Origin of the sequence: Staphylococcus sp. IVB6240, assembly GCF_025558425.1 — a bacterium.
Classification (GTDB): domain Bacteria; phylum Bacillota; class Bacilli; order Staphylococcales; family Staphylococcaceae; genus Staphylococcus.
Genome location: NZ_CP094718.1, coordinates 2,106,640 through 2,123,575 on the forward strand (window position 1 = coordinate 2,106,640; position 16,936 = coordinate 2,123,575).

Below are 16,936 nucleotides of genomic sequence, written 5' to 3' on the forward strand. Positions count from 1 at the left end.
TAAATGTTTATGATTTCTATAGTATTCTCAAAGTTTTTAAAAACATATTTTCACTTCAGACATCTACTGACGCTATACTTATTTCCACATCGAAAACAGGAGCTGAGCACCATGTCTCAACTCCTGTTTTTCTACATCATTCTCTCCATACTACTATCACGAAATAATTATTTTATCGCCAACATGTCAACTATTGTAATCTGACAGGATAGGAGATGTTTGACTACAATCGTAATATACGCTGCTCGCACCAATTATCGTTGGTATAGCTCTCGCGACTTACAAGTATTGATTAAGTAGTCGCAAGCGTTGATGACTATTAACTTGCCGCACTAGTAGATGGCATCACGTCTTTGATTGTAACTGTGATATATATCATATATTACACAATTACAGTATAACGGGAAAATAGATTTTAAGTCAATAACTATGTTGTAATAACGTTTTCTACCCTTCTTCATTCTGAACATTAACCAGTATTCACTACCTATTTTCTCGTTTTAAAACATGTATCAATTTGATTATTGTTCAACTTTTTGCTTGCCAGAACCACGTTCGTCAACAAACTGTTTCGTATAGTAGTTGCTGTTTACGCTGATTTCATGGTCAAATTTTTTGAGTCCATCTCGCTCTATCAGTGTCGGCGTATCTGAGAATAAATCTGTTCCTAATCCAAGACGATCTCCTTTAATCTCTACGCCCATACTCGATAGAATCGTTGGGAACATATCTAATGGTGCGAATTGGCGATTCTGCACTTTTTTAGGTTCATTTGCAGGGTTGATAATTAAATTGAAAATATCACGTTTGTAATCTGGATCAAAATGCTTAAAGAACTTCTTATCCATGCTCAGGTGATCCCCAGTAATCACAATTGTCGTATTTTCATAGTAAGGGTGTTGTTGCAACCAGCGTACAAACTCTACAGCTTCAGACGTCGAATACGCAATGACATTTGCATATTGATTGTCTCGTGGTGTTGGCGTATTTTTAGATACATAACCATCCGGGAAATGTGTGTCCGCTGTTTCCATTGTAAAGTTGAATGGCTTCCCTGTTTGTGACAACCGTGTAATTTCTTGTTTCGCAAAGTCATACAGCTTATCATCTTCAAAGCCCCACCAAACTTTGTAGTCTTTTGGAATATAGCCGTTCTCACGCGCGTATTTCCAATCCCAAATATTAAAATCTCCATGTGATTTGAAGTAAGTTGTCAGACCTCCGAAGTCAGCATTGGCACCAAACATAATCGTTTGTTCATATCCTTCCTCATGCAGAATATCGCCTATACCACGAGCACCTGGTAAGAAGTAACCCGACTTACCATAACTATTTCCATTCATTGGAATTTTGAGTGGGAGACCCATCCCCATATTTACCATTCCAGCTACAGACCAGCTTGAACCGTATTGATGTGGACCACCAAATGGATCGTTTGAATCAGAAAAATGAACACCTTCTTTTGACAATGACGTTAACTCAGGCATAAGGTTTTCATCCATATGGCCACCTAAGTCTTTTGATAAATAAGAGTTCTCAACAGATTCTAAATAGATATGCACTAAGTTTCGTTTCTTTTCAGGGAATTGATACTGTTCAGCTGTAGGTGCCACATAATTTTTCTTAATGTATTGTGAATCTTTCGCATATGCTTCATATACTTCGACTAAGCGTAGTTTTTGTGTACCATACGTCACACCTGATATTAAAACAACAACAGCAACGACTAATAATAGAGCTCTCATTGTCGTACGTTTCAGCAGAGTGCGTTGGTTCTGACTGATCATATCATAACGGTTATACACAACTAAAATGAATAACGGTATTACCAAACATAATGCTGTTAAGATTGGGGTACGAATGATTTCATCAACCATCCCGTCCGACGTCCCTTTGATTGGTGACTTGAGATTGAATAAGAACTGCTCAGGGGTAATATTACCAAAATATCCGATAAACCAATTTGCAAAAAAGACAGTTAGTAAGCCTATTAATGCAAGTAGCATCGTGAAGACTTTAAATACGACATCAAGCTTTTGACGTTTGACACCTGTTTCACGAAATTGAATCAACGTTTGGCGCTGTATAAAATATTTTATACACAACCATACAATCCCAACGAGTAATGCCACGCCGATATAATAGACAGCAAATATGGTTGTATACGTTGCACTTCCTACGCTATCGGGACGTCGTAGTAAAAATACGAATATGCCAAGTGATATGATATTAATTGTGATCACATAAAAAATAAGTTTAAAAAAGAGGTGTCGTAGTGATTGTTGCTGCTTTAAAAGCAATACATCCATAACCGTTACGAGTCCCCCTACTAAAAGATAAATAACCCACTGCATGTAATGTGAATACCTCCTGTTGTCTAAATAATCATTTTTATTTTACGTTGTCTTCTCCATCTTGTCACTTACTTTTATAACAAAATAATTAAGTAAAACATTCCGATATTTCTCAAAAAGAAAAACAGTCTATTCTGATCATTTTTGAAGGTTTGAGCTTCATTGACATTGCTCTCTCAAAAGCAATTAGCCTTTATTTTTAGTGGATTTTATATATCATAGTACATAGGCGCATCATGTCTCCTCTCGATTTTTTGTTTGGTCACTTAAAATGATAGAGGCATGAGCATTTTTTATATCCAAATAATTTACAGCGAGAACCCCATAAAAAACACCCCTAATAGTCGCCTATCAGGGGTGTTCTCATTTCAATATTAGTGTGCTAACATTTCATCTTTTACTTCTTCTTTAGAAAGGTCAGCAGGGTAGTATGTTGGCCAGTTGTCTAATTCTTTTAAGACTTTATCACGGTCGTTACCCATAAAGATATGGTAATGACCTGTTTTAACCGGTGCAATGTTGTGGTCACTGAATTGTACATATTTCGGTAAGTCTTTAGAAGCTTCACCGTCTAACTTGAATGTGTAACGAACACCACGGTTACCACCTTCATAGTCTAAGATATCTTTACCATCATATTTGTACGTACCTGTTACAGATTTACCATTTCTTGTGAATGTAATTGTGTCATCTGTAATTTTGATGTTTTCAATGTCTGTTTTGTAACCAACATCATAGTACTCTTTATATTCTTTTGCTGATTTGTCACCTTTTTCTTCAGCTTTATGTTCGAATACTTCATCTAATGTACCATCTTTTAATAATGGGTATACTGATTGCCATTCACCTGCGTAGTCTGATAACTCACGGTCTTTCACTTGGCTATCTTTGAAGTAACCGTCTTGAATTGCTTTTGAGTGTTTGTCAGCAGCTTTTTCATCTTCAACTTTGATCTTATCGTTTAATGCTTTTTCAATGTTTTTGATGTTTTCTTCCATTAATGTTTGGTAAGTTGCATCTTTCGCTTGATCTTTAGATACAGATTCCATGTTGTTGAATTTCAATGGTTTTGCATCTGTTTCTTTACGGATTGTGTCTGTTACTTTGTTCGCAACATTTTCTTCGTATAAGATGTATTTCGCACCAGTTTCATTGATTTCATCTACAATTTTAGTTAATTCTTTTTGTGATGGATCTTCAGCATTCAAGCTTTGAACACCTTTTTGAACGAAACCATAGCGATCTGCTAAGTAACCAAGAGATTCGTGTGATACGAATACTGCATGACCATCATGACCTTCTGTTGCTTTTTCCATTTTGTTATCAAGCTTGTCTAAATCTTTTAATAACTTGTCAGCATTTTCTTTGTATTCTTTTTTGTTTTCTGGGTCACGTTTACTTAAGTCATCACGGATTGCTTTTACAAATTCTTCATCCATATTTGGATCTAACCATACGTGTGGATCGTAACCACCATGGTGATGATGTGCATGACCGTGCTCATCTGACTCATGATCATGTCCTTCTGCTTCATGATCGTGATCTTCACCTTCATGGTCGTGATCATGCTCTTCGCCTTCATCTCCATGTTCATGTTGGTCTGTTAATAATTCTGACTTATCAAGTGACTCCTCAAGAGATAACTTGTGGTCATCTTTTTTAATTGCGCCAGCTACTTTTTTAGCGACTGGGTCTAAATTATCGCCTGTGTATACGAATACATCTGATTTACTTGCGTTAATAATATCTTTTTGTGATGGTTCGAAACTATGTAAGTCCGTACCTTTAGGGTAAATAGATTTTACATCAACGTGTTCCCCACCAATTTGTTCAACAAATGATTGAAGTGGATAAACTGTTGTTGTTACTTTCATTTTGTCGCCTGAGCCTGAAGCTGATTTATTATCTTTATTGTCATCAGACTGACCACATGCTACTAATAACGAGCTTGCAAGTGCTGCCGTCGCTACTACTTTTAAACTTTTCTTCATTTATTGGACGCCTTCCTTCAAATAGTAATCATTACGATTAAAATTATACATGAGACTAGACAAATGTGCAATGACGTTTTTATTAATTTGTCAACTTATTTTATAGCAATAAGATAAAAAAATAGAGTCACTTTAGAAATCCTGTATAGGAAATGACTCCAAAGTGACCCATATATATATATTATTGATATTATTTTTGAATGGCTTCAAAACCACGTTCTAAGTCAGCAATAATATCATTGATATGTTCTATTCCGATAGACAAGCGTATTGTTTCTGGCTCAATACCTGCTGCACGTTGTTCTTCTTCTGTTAATTGTTGATGTGTTGTAGATGCTGGATGAATCACTAGTGACTTCGCATCTCCTACATTTGCGAGTAATGAGAAGAGTTCTAAACCTTCGATGAACTGTTTACCCGCTTCATAACCACCTTTAACGCCAAATGTAAAGATAGACCCTGCCCCTTTTGGTAAATAACGTTGTTTATTTTCATAGTATTCATTTGATTCTAAGCCAGCGTATTTTACCCATGCAACTTGATCATGCGCCTCTAAGTAACGCGCTACTTTTTCAGCATTTTCAACATGGCGTTCAAGGCGAAGTGATAACGTCTCCAATCCTTGTGTTAATAAAAAGGCATTGAACGGTGACAAGGCTGCACCTGTATCACGTAAGAGTGTTGTACGGATTTTGAAAGCTAACGCCGCTTCACCAAAAGCATCTTTGAATACAAGACCGTGGTATGACGGATCTGGTTCTGTTAATCCTGGGAACTTGCCATTATCCCAGTCAAAGTTACCGGCATCTACAATAACACCACCCATAGACGTGCCATGTCCACCAATAAATTTTGTAGCGGAGTGGACAACAATATTCGCACCATGTTCAATTGGACGGAATAAATAAGGAGAGGCAAATGTATTATCCACGATTAACACAATACCATGTTGTTTTGTCACAGACGCTAGGGCATCAAAGTCATCAATGTTACCCTCTGGATTACCGATTGTTTCTACAAAAAGACCTTTTGTATTCGGACGAATCGCCGCTTCAATATTCTCCGTTTTTGTTGTATCAACTAATGTCACTTCGATACCAAACTTAGGAAGTGTATGACTGAATAACGTATGTGTTCCACCATATAACTTATCACTCGCAACGATATGATCTCCGTTTTGTGCAACAGCTTGAATTGCATATGTAATAGCGGCCATACCTGATGCCACAGCGACACCTGCCACACCACCTTCTAATTCAGCAACACGTGTTTCTAACACAGCAGTCGTTGGGTTCGTTAATCGTGTATAAATGTTCCCAACTTCTTCTAAACCAAAGAGGCGTCCCGCATGTCCTGTATCGTCAAATGTAAATGATGTCGTTTGATAAATGGGTAATGCACGTGAATGAGTCGTCGCATCCACCTCTTGTCCTGCATGTAATTGTAATGTTTCAAACTCAAATGATTCTGTCATTCTTATTCCCTCCTCAATAAAATAAAAAGCACACAGAGACATCTCAACGTGTATCAAGATATCCCTGTGTGCATCTATAGATATAATCTTTATTTGATCAAACCATAAAGCCTTATCTCTCAGGTTTATGTACCTGCAGGAATTAGCACCTAACTAAATAGGTTGCCTGGTTTCATAGGGCCTGTCCCTTCACCAATCTTGATAAGAAATATTCATTGTAATGTGTTGCTTTTAAGTGTAAAGCTATAATATATCAGAAAATTTCGAAAGTCAACCGGTGACACTTAATTTCTGATCAATCTCTTCCACTTTTAAACCGAAAATCATTCCACATATATCGCGTGACTCATAGATTGCGTTTCAGCATACGTCGGAATATGAATGACTCGTTGATTGAGTGATCCTCGATATGCAAGATTTGGACGATATAATTTCTGAACAAACATCCCATCTACAAGGACATCAACTTCTTGTAAAAGGGCTGTGCGTTCATCATTTTGATGCCATAAATATTCCAGTTGATAACCTGTCCATACCCAAATATCTTTCGTACGACCAAAACATTCACGGAACGCCCGAATCAGCGGTGCAATGACAGCTAAGTTACAAAATGGTTCACCGCCGAGTATACTCAATCCTGAGATATACGATGGGGTACATGCTTCCATTACTTCGGATATAATTTCATCCGTAAAAGGTTCACCATAGCGAAAATGTTGGGCTGCGACATTATAACAGCCTGGACAGTGAAAAGGGCAGCCCGATACATACAAGCTACAGCGAACCCCTTCTCCATCCACAAAACTATGCGTTTCTATTTTTGCGATATAACCAGACCCTTGAATGACTGATCCCAGCTTCATGACTTGGGCACCTTCATATGTTTGACACGTGCACAAATTTCTTTATGGCGTCCTTCAATCGTTGGGCGCTGTACCGGGTTTCCAAGGTAGCCACACGTTCTCTTCACAACATCCACTGTTTCGGGATTCTGATTGCCACAATTTGGGCAGCGATAACCCGTATCTGTCGTATCAAAGTCACCTTCAAAGCCACAGTCATAACAGTGATCAATTGGAATATTCGTTCCTAAATAGCTCACACGATCATATGAATAGTCCCATACCGCTTCCAACGCCTTTTTATTATGGTCCAACTTCGGATATTCACAATAATGGATATAACCGCCACTCGCATAATGCGGATAGTCTTGTTCAAAGTCCAATTTTTCAAAAGGCGTCACATCTTTACGCACATCATAATGGAAAGAATTTTGATAATAACCTTTTTCCGTTACATCTGGAATTGACCCAAATTTCTCGTGATCAATACGGCAAAAGCGATCGGTCAATGATTCACTCGGTGTACTGTAAATACTAAACCAAACGTCATGCTTTTCTGTCCAAACATGTTGATAGTCACGCATCGCCTTTAAAATATCAATTGTAAATGCTTTGGCCTCTGGATTCGTCTCCCAATCAGGTCCATAGAAAACAGTCGCCACTTCATAAAGTCCAATATACCCCATAGAAATCGTTGCACGTTGATGCTTAAAAAGCGTAAATACCTCATCCTGTTCTTCCAAACGATATTTAAATGCGCCATGCTTATATAATATTGGTGCATTATTCGGTTCTGCTTGTTTCACACGTTCAATACGAAATGCAAGCGCATCATGTAACACCGCCATGCGCTCATTAAAAATGGTCCAGAAACGGTCCTTGTCACCCTTCGATTCAAGCGCAATACGTGGTAAATTCAACGTGACAACCCCTAAGTTACAACGACCACTATTCTCATATTCTCCTTGTTCATTTTGCCAAGCGGGTAAGAATGATCGACATCCCATTGGCGCTTTAAAGTCCCCTAAAAGTTCAACCGTTTTATCATAATTCAAAATATCCGGATACATCCGTTTCATCGAACATTCTAACGCCAATTGTTTCACATCATAGTTTGGATCTGTTGGGGCAAAATTCACACCCTTTTTAATAGAAAAAACAAGTTTTGGGAAAATAGCTGTAATACGATCTTTTCCCAATCCTTTAATACGTGTTTGTAGGATCGCTTGTTGAATTTTTCGACTCATCTCATCCGTCCCTAATCCAAAACCAAATGTCACAAATGGCGTTTGCCCATTAGATGTATAAAGTGTGTTCACTTCATACTCCAGACTCTCAATCGCTTCAAAAATATCTTGTGTGACTTGTTCATCTACATAGCGCTCAACATCTTCTTCACGAACATATTTCTTCGCTGTCGCACGGTGTTTTCGTTCATTATGTATAGCATACACACCTAGTACCTCGTCAATACGGTCAATCGTACAGCCACCATATTGACTACTAGAGACGTTAGCAATAATTTGAACAAGTTGTGCAGCTGCTGTTTGAATGGATTTAGGTGATGTAACATGCGCATTTCCGATTTGAAAACCATTTTCCAACATGTCTTTCGCATCAATTAAGCAACAATTCGTAAGCGGTTGAAAAGGATGATAGTCCAGATCATGAAAGTGAATCTCTCCAGCTTGATGTGCCAAAGCAACATGTTGTGGTAATATGTGCGTTAACCCATAAGACTTCGATAAAACACCTGCTGTCAGGTCACGCATTGTCGCAAATGTTTGGCTATCTTTGTTCGCATTCTCATTCACAATTGTCGGATCTTTCGTCATCAATCCTTCAAGATCTTTTTCTAATTGATTCATCATTTCACTCCTCTTTCTATATATAGTGTCTATAAATTATGTTAGATACTATATATAGTATTTTCAACTCAAAACAAAGCCGTTAACTGATTTGTCATTTCTTTAAGAACGTTATGTGAACTTTGTGTTTTGAACAATTTTAACTTCTTTATGATGTGGGCGTGGGACAGAAATCTTTGTCACACATCTCATCATCTTTGCAGGGGTACTCAGCCTCGATTTGACCATAAGACAACTGTACCCTAGCCTGTCTTCACTTGACGATATACATCAGGTTCGATACATTGAAGTATATAAAAGAATCGCACTAGGGGTGTTCACGAACTGAGATGAGGGCGACCTCAAACCCTTTGTACCTGAACTAGGTCATACTAGCGTAGGAAAGTGTTAGCTAATTTAAGATAGGTATATAGAAGAGATGGCATTGGGGTAACCATACTCCATTTATAAAGAGTATGTACGTTAACGTATATTTTAATTCATCTTATAATCGCCATGCTTCTTTTTCAGTCACCAAATTCTACCCTCAAAATAATCACTACCTTTCATAAAATGTGAAGCGCAACTTTCCTTACTAGAGTTGCGTATTTTTTTATACATTTTAACCCTAAAAGGAGTGTTTTTTATGGCAAAAACTGCATTAATCACTGGAGCAAGTCGAGGTCTTGGCGCAACCATAGCACGTACCCTTGGCGCACAAGGATACAATGTCATTATTAACTATCATAAAAATCAGTCTGCAGCAGAGCAAGTTGCAAAGGATATTGGTGATAACCGCGCACTCGTTATTCAAGCTGATATTACAGAGCGTAAACAAGTAGATGAACTTGTTGCTAAAGGCACAGAGTACTTCGGGCAAATTGATGTAGTCATCAATAATGCATTAGTTAATTTTAAATTTGATCCAACAACACAAAAACCATTTCGGGAGTTAGATTGGTCAGACTATCAAGGGCAGATTGATGGCACATTGAAAGGGGCTTTTAACACAACACAAAGTGTCATTCCGCAAATGATTGAACGTCAAAACGGCACGATTATTAGCATCGGTACAAATTTATACCAAAATCCCGTAGTCCCTTATCATGAATATACAACCGCAAAAGCTGCGTTGATTGGCTTTACACGTAATATTTCAGCAGAACTTGGTCAGTACGGCATCAATGCCAATGTAGTGTCTGGTGGATTGTTGAAGACAACGGATGCAAGCGCAGTGACAACACCAGAAGTGTTTGACTTAATTACTCAAACAACGCCTTTACGCAAAGTAACAACACCTCAAGATGTGGCAAATATGGTTGCATTTCTTGCTTCCGAACAAGCACGTGGTATTACCGGCCAAAATATTACTGTTGATGGTGGACTTACAATGAATTAATACAGATACACAATCATTAGCGAAAGGAGACCTCTTTTACTCATGACAACAAAAGTCAAACAAATGAATATAGGTGTCTTAATTTATGGATGTGGTCATCATCAAGCTGCTTGGCGTATGCCAGATTCATCAATCAAACGACTCGGCGATAAACGCTACTATCAATCATTAGCACAACTTGCTGAACGCGGTTTACTTGATGCTGTCTTCTTTGCCGATAACCAATCTTTCCCTGCCAAAACAGATACAGCACTGCCAGCCTTTTGGTTTGATCCTATTGTCAATTTGACCGCAATATCACAAGTGACAGCACACATCGGCTTAGTCTCAACAATCTCAAGTACTTTTTCTAACCCATTCACAGCTGCTCGACAACTTCTGAGTTTAGATCATGTCACAGGTGGTCGTGTTGGTTGGAATCTTGTGACATCTATGACTGATTTAGAAGCTCAAAATCACAGTATATCTGCTTTACCTAATCATGAATCACGTTATGCTAAAGCAGATGAATTTGCCAAAGTGATGAATCAACTCTTCACATCTTGGCATACTAAAGCTTTCATCCACTCACGCGACGACAATCAAGTTATTCATTCAGATATGATTCAACCATTTCATCATCACGGCACGCACTTTAACGTGAAGGGACCTTCAACGACACCTGCTAGTCCACAAGGGAAACCAGTCGCCATGCAGGCAGGTGCTTCACCTCAAGGCATTGCATTAGCTACAAAATATGCAGAAGCCATTTATTCTGTATCTTGGAATATTCAACAAGCACGACAATTTCGCCAACGACTTGACAAACAACTTGCTAAAAATGGTGAAAAACGTCATATCAAAATCTTTCCAGGTCTTGTGACATATGTTGCGAAAACACGCGAAGAAGCAATGGCCAAAAAACACGCTTTAGACCACGCATTACCTATTGAGACAGCTTTGGAACAGCTTAGCTCCTTCGTCCAACAAGATTGTTTTGCATGGGATATTGATGATAAAGTGCCTGAGTTACCACCGATTGAAGATTTCACGGGACCTATTGGGCGATACGAAACCATCCTGACAATTATCAGAGACAAAGATCCAACAGTGCGTGAATTACTCGGCTATCTAAATGCAGGAGGTGGCCATCTTACACTTATTGGAACACCTGAAGATATTGTGGATACAATGGCACAATGGTTTGATGAAGGTGTGGCAGATGGTTTTAATTTGATGCCACCTACACTTCCTCATAGTCTTGAAGATTTTATTGAACTTGTAGTACCCGAACTACAACGTCGCGGTCTTTATCGTGAAAGGTACACGAGTCAAACATTCCGTGGACATTTAAACCTTTAAATATTAAAATAACGCACCCCTAAAATCGAGATTGTAAACATCACTTTTAGGGGTGCATATCATATTAAAAATCTTCATTTTTGCATTTTAGTATAAATCAAAATACATCAGAAAAGACTCATTTATAGATTCATTGCTATTTATTCCCAAACCTCAATACACGGTCCTTCATCTCAGTAAAAATAATCCTGCATAAATAAAAAATATTTTATTGCTGAGTCTCACTAAGTACAAAATAAGCATGATCAACATTGTAATAAACAACGCAGATTTATATTTTTTCTTTTCTTCCTTCTGTTCCTCTTCACCATTTTCCAAATAGGCTAATAACTCCGCTTCAATCTCTTTATTAATATCTTCATGTTCATTAGAGACAACATCTGTTTTTTTCACTTCATCTTGCATATCAATGATCTCCCTATCCTTCTTTCTTAAACACATGTTGGTATTGAATATATCCTGACAAATAATGTTGAATATCATCAATTCTTACGCGATAACCATGGTGTTTGATGAAAAAGCTATTCACAATGCGACTCGGCTTTTTAAAATACATTGCAATTTCAGGATAGAAAAAGCCCGTACGCTCATAATCGGCACGTGTGTGAATCTTGTCTATGAATTTTGTTTCATCCAATAATTCATCAACTAAATATTGATACCCTGATGTTTTCGCCTTTTCTACAAGATGATAGGTTGCCATTAACATCTCTAAAAATGTTGGGAATGTCGTCTCTCGTTGTTTCATATAATCCAAATGTGAGCTGACGTTTTGGATACCAAATCTAAAATATTTCTCTTCCGGTACAATTTGAACCAATTCATTCGTACAATAGCCAAGCCAATGGTCATGATATTTCCAATAGTCATTTTTGATGAAATGCTCAAACAATATTTGAACAGTTTTGAGCCAACGTTCATCATGATCCTGTTGATATAGGCGCAATAACCCAAGTGCTGCTTCTCCATCATAGTAAACGATACGATACTTTTCTTTAACCGAGAGATCTGGATAATTCAAAATATGTACCGTTTCCCCTGTTGATGCATCAATCATCTTTAATATACCTTCCGCAACACCTTGTGCGTGTTTTAAATAGTGCGTATTTTTGCCACCGTGTTTTAGATATTCACATATTGCAAAAATAAACGCAGCATTTTGTCCCAACTTAATCTCATTGATTTGTTCCGTATCATCAAAGACAAATTGAGCACCTGTCTCATCTGTCATCATATAGTGATCAATGACATATTCAATCGCACGTTCAGCAGGTGAGAAATCTTCTCCTAAATAAGACAATCCCTCTATCAATGAATACGTTGATGACAAATGACGCAACATATTATAGAAGTTAATCTTATTATCAAAATGTGGGAAATAGCCATAAATATATCGGCCATTAGGTTCCAACATGCTATTTAAAAATTTCGTGCTATGCACAATTAAACGATCCATCTCTTCATTCAAATCATCTATTTGACGTAAATTCTTTTGATAACCTTTGTTGTGAAGTGCATAAACACCCTCTCCATCGAAAATAAATCCCCGCGCATAAAATTTTGTAATCATTTGGCCTTTATAGTCTGCCATTCTGAACTTTCTATGATGTCCCGTATATTTCTTCAAATAATTATTAACATTTTCTTCCGAGAAATACATATTTGAAGTTCCTTTTGCAGGACGAACAAATGCATTGGCATTGATTTCTTCTGGCAAGAACGTTAAATGCCAATTTTTATCTAATGCAATACCAAAATCTACGTAGTTTCGACGCGTTTTAACCAGTTCTTCTACAACGTCATCGAACAACACTTCTTTAGTTTCTGTAACAATGTCCACTTTGATCCATTGCGGAAACTTACCCACTTTTGCTCTAAATTTTTGACAGAACTTATAAATATCTCGATCAAGATAACGACGATTTTTAAAAAGATTGACTTGGGCTTTTGTATCAGGGACCCCTAAGCTAATAAAAACATAATCATAGGCTAGCCCTTCTTGTTCAATCTTCTCAACAAGTTCTCGAATATTATTTTCTAACGTTATACTTTTTCTCCTTTTAAACCCATTTACTATACTTTACAAGTATTTTAAGATTTCTGCAATTATTAATAATAAGCAGAAGACAAATAGAAACCTAAATATTCAACTCCTTTATTAAGCATTAAATTGAATATATATCATTATTTTCTATTTTAATAATTTGATAATAAATATTTATAAGGAGGTTATTTTTAGTATTTCAAAATAGTTTGTTATCTATACAGTTTTTTGCTTCCAATCAAAAAAGGGAGTGGGACAGAAATCTTTGTCACTATAAAGATTTCGTCATCCCACTCCTGCAAGGTCACTAGAAGTTTTTAAAAATGTTTTTTACTTCAGACATCTACTACATGATACTGATTTCCATATTTAAAAGGAACACGCTGAGCACTATGTCTCAGCCCCATCCCACCACAAAAGGTAAAGAATCCAAAAAAAGAAGTTTCTCATATCATTATGAGAAACTTCTTTTTTTGTTCTGGAATCATCCAGTTCTTTTATCTATTAGTCTTGGATTTTACTTTTAATGGCGGAGGAAGAGGGATTCGAACCCCCGCGAGCCGTTAAGCCCCTGTCGGTTTTCAAGACCGATCCCTTCAGCCGGACTTGGGTATTCCTCCATGTCATCGAACACAAGAACCATAATATAATATACCTTATCTAATGTCAACATAAATTTAAAAGTTTTTTCGAAATTTCTCTCCCCTTACCCCTTAGCGGTTGCGATTCATTGCTCACTAGGCTACGCTTATTTTATTCTATCGTATTTCATTCACAAAAGGAGAGACTTCTATTGATTCAGCGATTACTCCAAAATCCATGGCATGTTATGATTGGCGTCTGCCTTGCACTAACAATCGCGCTGATTAGTTTCACATATTATAATGCTTCGTTTTATCAAGTTCCTATTGGAGAAGTGACAAAAATCAACTCACATCAGAGTAAAAAAACGTTAAATGCCCAACATAATAAAGATATGCACTACACAGATCAGCTATCTATCAAATTGTTGAACACAAATCAAAAAGGGACGACTGTCAAAGTCGAACATCAATATAATGGCTCTCACACCGAGGCGCAACCCTATCACACAGGAGACCGTCTGCTACTGCACATCAATCCCTCAACAAAAGAAGCTTATATTGTAGAGAAAAAACGAGATACCCTTGTTGTAACGATATTGAGTGTATTCATACTATCTTTACTGATTATTGGTCAAAGAATTGGTTTCCAATCTGTCCTTTCACTCGCTATGAATACAGGCGCTATCCTTGTCGCTGTCTGGATATATAACAAGTACCCTAACTTAAATTTGTTTCTTTTAATGAGTTTTGCTATCGTGCTTGCAACCATTTTAACACTCACACTCGTCACTGGTTGGCAATCACGTACAATTGTCACCATTGTCAGCACATTACTTGGTACATTCATATGCGTAGCCATCGCATGGCTTGTGATTACCTCCACCAATAGTCAGGGAATAAAATACGAAACAATGAGTTTTTTAACAGTCCAACCTAAAATGATTTTTCTAACCTCTGTTCTTGTGGGGACACTCGGTGCTGTTATGGATGTAGCCATCACGATTTCTAGTGGCATGTATGAAATCTTACAGCGCACACCCAACATTCAAACACAACGTTGGATCAAGGCAGGACAAAATATTGGTAAAGATATCATGGGGACGATGACAAATATTTTACTTTTTTCTTATCTAGCTGGAAGTTTACCCATGTTGTTATTATTTTTAAAAAATGGCAATACATTAACATATAGTATTTCCATGAATTGGTCACTTGAAATATGTCGTGCCATTATAGGAGGGATTGGTATCGTACTGACTGTGCCACTTACAATTCTCTTAATGCAAATTTGGTACCACTGGAAAGGAGGACGTATCTCATGAATGCTATCTTTATACTCATGGTCATCCTATTCATATTAATGAGTCTTTTTGGTGGAAAAACAGGGGTTGTTTCTTTTTTAACACTCTTTTTAAACTTTATTATTTTGTTTATAACATTATTATTCATCGTCTTTGGTGCACCCATTTATATGATGAGCCTAATCTTTAGCCTTTTGATTGCAGCAGTGAACCTTTTCTTGCTCAATGGTGTCAATATCAAAACCATTGCCGCCTTTATTGCCAGTATTATAACGGCACTACTCATGCTAGGCGCTATTTATTTTTCTGTGCAAGTTGGTCATTTGCAAGGCTTTACACCTGAAGAACAAGATGAAACCTATGTTTATTCCTTAAATATCGGCATCAATATGACTCAGTTTATGATATTTACCGTCATATTAGCAGTTATTGCTGCGGTCATTGATTTGGCGATCACTATCAGTTCACCTGTTTATGAATTACATCTAACCAATTCGTCATTAACACAACGACAACTATTTGTTTCAGGTATGCGTGTGGGTCGAGAAATTTTAGCAACTTCAGCTAATACCATCTACCTTGCTTTTCTAGGTGGTTCTTTAACATTACTATTTTGGTTTTTCAACTTAGATTATCGTTTAGGCCATTTAATTAACACAAAACTTTTCAGTCAAGAAGTGATTACTATCGCACTTGGCGGCATTGCTATTGCAATATGTATTCCTATTACTGCCTTTATTACAGCGTGGCTACTTAAGCACCGCACACCATTTATGAATCAACCTACTCAATCGGCTATAGCGCAACACACAAAAAATGACAAATAAAAAGATCACATAGGGATTCAGACATCTTCAATTTGTATTCTAGGAAACCGATATGTCGTGTCCTAAAAACAAGCTTTTGTCTCAATCTCAATGTGATCTTTATTCATATATTTATTCTGTCACAACACGATCTTTTGCAGTAATTGCTATCACTTCATCTGGGAAGAAGGCTACTTGTGTTGTATCTGCATCATAAAATTCTTGTCTATCAACATGTTCTTGAATATCTTTTTGGCTGTCTTTAATTTTTTCAACTTTAAGAACCAAATCTACAAGTTTTTGGTTGTTATCAAAGCCTAGAATCACATCATTTGTTTCATAATATGAGATACCAGCTTCCGTGCCAATCATTTTCACATTTTTACCCAACACTTTATCCATATCAGCTTTTGTTGATTGGCCTACTTTTAAACCTTCATATTTAAAATTATCTGCAGCAAGTGCTTGATAGAAATATTTATCTTTCAAAGCATCATTTTCTTTATGGTTGAATGTCCCTTTATAATTATAATATGGCTTTTGTGATTCTTCTTTCGCAGCTTGTGCAGTCTGGTCTGTCACATCCGAAAGTGTAACACCACCTAATAACAATCCTGCTGAAACACCTGTCGCAACAAGTACTTTCATATATTTATTCATTTGAATCACTCCTTTTCTTACTTTAAATTTGATTTGATGCATTAAGTTATTAAAATGCATTTCCCATCATATCACTGACGATATACTATCTCAAGAAATCATTCTGATTAAACATATTGTCTCCAACGCCTATCTCAATAGTAACAAACTCACTATTATAATACACGCAATTCAATAGCTAACGTCATAAACAGTCGTTTTATAGTAAAAATTGTAGCATCTATGTGTACAATGTTGAAAAAAGGATATATATTATAATATATTCAAGATTACGGATAAGGAGTGTCATTAAA

12 protein-coding genes, 1 tRNA gene and 2 riboswitches are annotated in these 16,936 nt (G+C 37.0%); of the genes, 4 read left to right on the forward strand and 9 right to left on the reverse strand.

Features of this window, described 5'->3' with window-relative positions; genetic code table 11:
* Positions 1-521 precede the first annotated feature (521 nt).
* The 5 genes from MUA88_RS10490 to nrdD form a co-directional block, all read right to left on the reverse strand.
* Positions 522-2,354, reverse strand: coding sequence for an LTA synthase family protein (locus tag MUA88_RS10490; protein ID WP_262605549.1), 1,833 nt, complete (start codon positions 2,352-2,354; stop codon positions 522-524).
* A 374-nt stretch (positions 2,355-2,728) separates the two neighbouring features.
* The gene (gene adcA, locus MUA88_RS10495) at positions 2,729-4,345 is read right to left on the reverse strand and encodes a zinc ABC transporter substrate-binding lipoprotein AdcA (protein ID WP_262604101.1); all 1,617 of its coding nucleotides are present in this window, start codon (positions 4,343-4,345) and stop codon (positions 2,729-2,731) included.
* Positions 4,346-4,535: 190 nt separating this feature from the next.
* Positions 4,536-5,819: an O-acetylhomoserine aminocarboxypropyltransferase/cysteine synthase family protein gene (locus tag MUA88_RS10500; protein ID WP_262605550.1), complete on the reverse strand. Its 1,284-nt coding sequence runs from the start codon at positions 5,817-5,819 to the stop codon at positions 4,536-4,538.
* Between the two features lie 109 nt (positions 5,820-5,928).
* A riboswitch (SAM riboswitch) is annotated at positions 5,929-6,027 on the reverse strand.
* A gap of 115 nt (positions 6,028-6,142) precedes the next feature.
* The gene (gene nrdG / locus MUA88_RS10505) at positions 6,143-6,682 is read right to left on the reverse strand and encodes an anaerobic ribonucleoside-triphosphate reductase activating protein (protein ID WP_262604102.1); all 540 of its coding nucleotides are present in this window, start codon (positions 6,680-6,682) and stop codon (positions 6,143-6,145) included.
* Positions 6,679-8,529 (reverse strand): anaerobic ribonucleoside-triphosphate reductase, encoded by a 1,851-nt coding sequence (gene nrdD, locus MUA88_RS10510; RefSeq protein WP_262605551.1) that lies wholly within the window; start codon positions 8,527-8,529, stop codon positions 6,679-6,681. Before nrdD ends, nrdG begins: the two co-directional genes overlap by 4 nt.
* A 299-nt stretch (positions 8,530-8,828) precedes the next feature.
* Positions 8,829-8,929, forward strand: a riboswitch (TPP riboswitch).
* Between the two features lie 225 nt (positions 8,930-9,154).
* Between nrdD and MUA88_RS10515 the strand changes: the two genes are divergently transcribed.
* On the forward strand, positions 9,155-9,907 hold the full coding sequence (locus tag MUA88_RS10515; protein WP_262604103.1) for a 3-oxoacyl-ACP reductase: 753 nt from the start codon (positions 9,155-9,157) through the stop codon (positions 9,905-9,907).
* Between the two features lie 42 nt (positions 9,908-9,949).
* Entirely contained in the window at positions 9,950-11,248 is a 1,299-nt protein-coding gene (locus MUA88_RS10520) for an LLM class flavin-dependent oxidoreductase (protein ID WP_262605552.1), read from the forward strand.
* Between the two features lie 168 nt (positions 11,249-11,416).
* Here the strand turns inward: MUA88_RS10520 and MUA88_RS10525 are convergent, their stop codons facing one another.
* The 3 genes from MUA88_RS10525 to MUA88_RS10535 form a co-directional block, all read right to left on the reverse strand.
* Positions 11,417-11,653: a hypothetical protein gene (locus tag MUA88_RS10525; protein ID WP_262604105.1), complete on the reverse strand. Its 237-nt coding sequence runs from the start codon at positions 11,651-11,653 to the stop codon at positions 11,417-11,419.
* 13 nt (positions 11,654-11,666) lie between these two features.
* Complete coding sequence (locus MUA88_RS10530) at positions 11,667-13,295, reverse strand: poly(glycerol-phosphate) alpha-glucosyltransferase (RefSeq protein WP_262605960.1); 1,629 nt, start codon at positions 13,293-13,295, stop codon at positions 11,667-11,669.
* A 524-nt stretch (positions 13,296-13,819) separates the two neighbouring features.
* A tRNA-Ser gene (locus MUA88_RS10535) sits at positions 13,820-13,912 on the reverse strand.
* A 209-nt stretch (positions 13,913-14,121) separates the two neighbouring features.
* Between MUA88_RS10535 and MUA88_RS10540 the strand changes: the two genes are divergently transcribed.
* Positions 14,122-15,198 carry a YibE/F family protein gene (locus tag MUA88_RS10540; RefSeq protein WP_481906597.1) on the forward strand — a complete coding sequence of 359 codons (1,077 nt, stop codon included), beginning with the start codon at positions 14,122-14,124 and terminating at the stop codon, positions 15,196-15,198.
* The gene (locus tag MUA88_RS10545) at positions 15,195-16,004 is read left to right on the forward strand and encodes a YibE/F family protein (RefSeq protein WP_262604106.1); all 810 of its coding nucleotides are present in this window, start codon (positions 15,195-15,197) and stop codon (positions 16,002-16,004) included. Before MUA88_RS10540 ends, MUA88_RS10545 begins: the two co-directional genes overlap by 4 nt.
* A 111-nt stretch (positions 16,005-16,115) precedes the next feature.
* Here the strand turns inward: MUA88_RS10545 and isaB are convergent, their stop codons facing one another.
* Positions 16,116-16,643, reverse strand: coding sequence for an immunodominant staphylococcal antigen IsaB family protein (gene isaB, locus MUA88_RS10550; protein ID WP_262604107.1), 528 nt, complete (start codon positions 16,641-16,643; stop codon positions 16,116-16,118).
* Positions 16,644-16,936: the final 293 nt, after the last annotated feature.

What these genes read in the sequence shown, in the direction of transcription:
- MUA88_RS10490 (WP_262605549.1), bottom strand. Translation starts at nt 2,354, where the DNA reads ATGCAGTGGGTTATTTATCTTTTAGTAGGGGGACTCGTAACGGTTATG.
- MUA88_RS10545 (WP_262604106.1), top strand. Translation starts at nt 15,195, where the DNA reads ATGAATGCTATCTTTATACTCATGGTCATCCTATTCATATTAATGAGT.
- MUA88_RS10500 (WP_262605550.1), bottom strand. Translation starts at nt 5,819, where the DNA reads ATGACAGAATCATTTGAGTTTGAAACATTACAATTACATGCAGGACAA.
- isaB (WP_262604107.1), bottom strand. Translation starts at nt 16,643, where the DNA reads ATGAATAAATATATGAAAGTACTTGTTGCGACAGGTGTTTCAGCAGGA.
- MUA88_RS10540 (WP_481906597.1), top strand. Translation starts at nt 14,122, where the DNA reads ATGATTGGCGTCTGCCTTGCACTAACAATCGCGCTGATTAGTTTCACA.
- nrdG (WP_262604102.1), bottom strand. Translation starts at nt 6,682, where the DNA reads ATGAAGCTGGGATCAGTCATTCAAGGGTCTGGTTATATCGCAAAAATA.
- MUA88_RS10525 (WP_262604105.1), bottom strand. Translation starts at nt 11,653, where the DNA reads ATGCAAGATGAAGTGAAAAAAACAGATGTTGTCTCTAATGAACATGAA.
- adcA (WP_262604101.1), bottom strand. Translation starts at nt 4,345, where the DNA reads ATGAAGAAAAGTTTAAAAGTAGTAGCGACGGCAGCACTTGCAAGCTCG.
- nrdD (WP_262605551.1), bottom strand. Translation starts at nt 8,529, where the DNA reads ATGAATCAATTAGAAAAAGATCTTGAAGGATTGATGACGAAAGATCCG.
- MUA88_RS10520 (WP_262605552.1), top strand. Translation starts at nt 9,950, where the DNA reads ATGACAACAAAAGTCAAACAAATGAATATAGGTGTCTTAATTTATGGA.
- MUA88_RS10515 (WP_262604103.1), top strand. Translation starts at nt 9,155, where the DNA reads ATGGCAAAAACTGCATTAATCACTGGAGCAAGTCGAGGTCTTGGCGCA.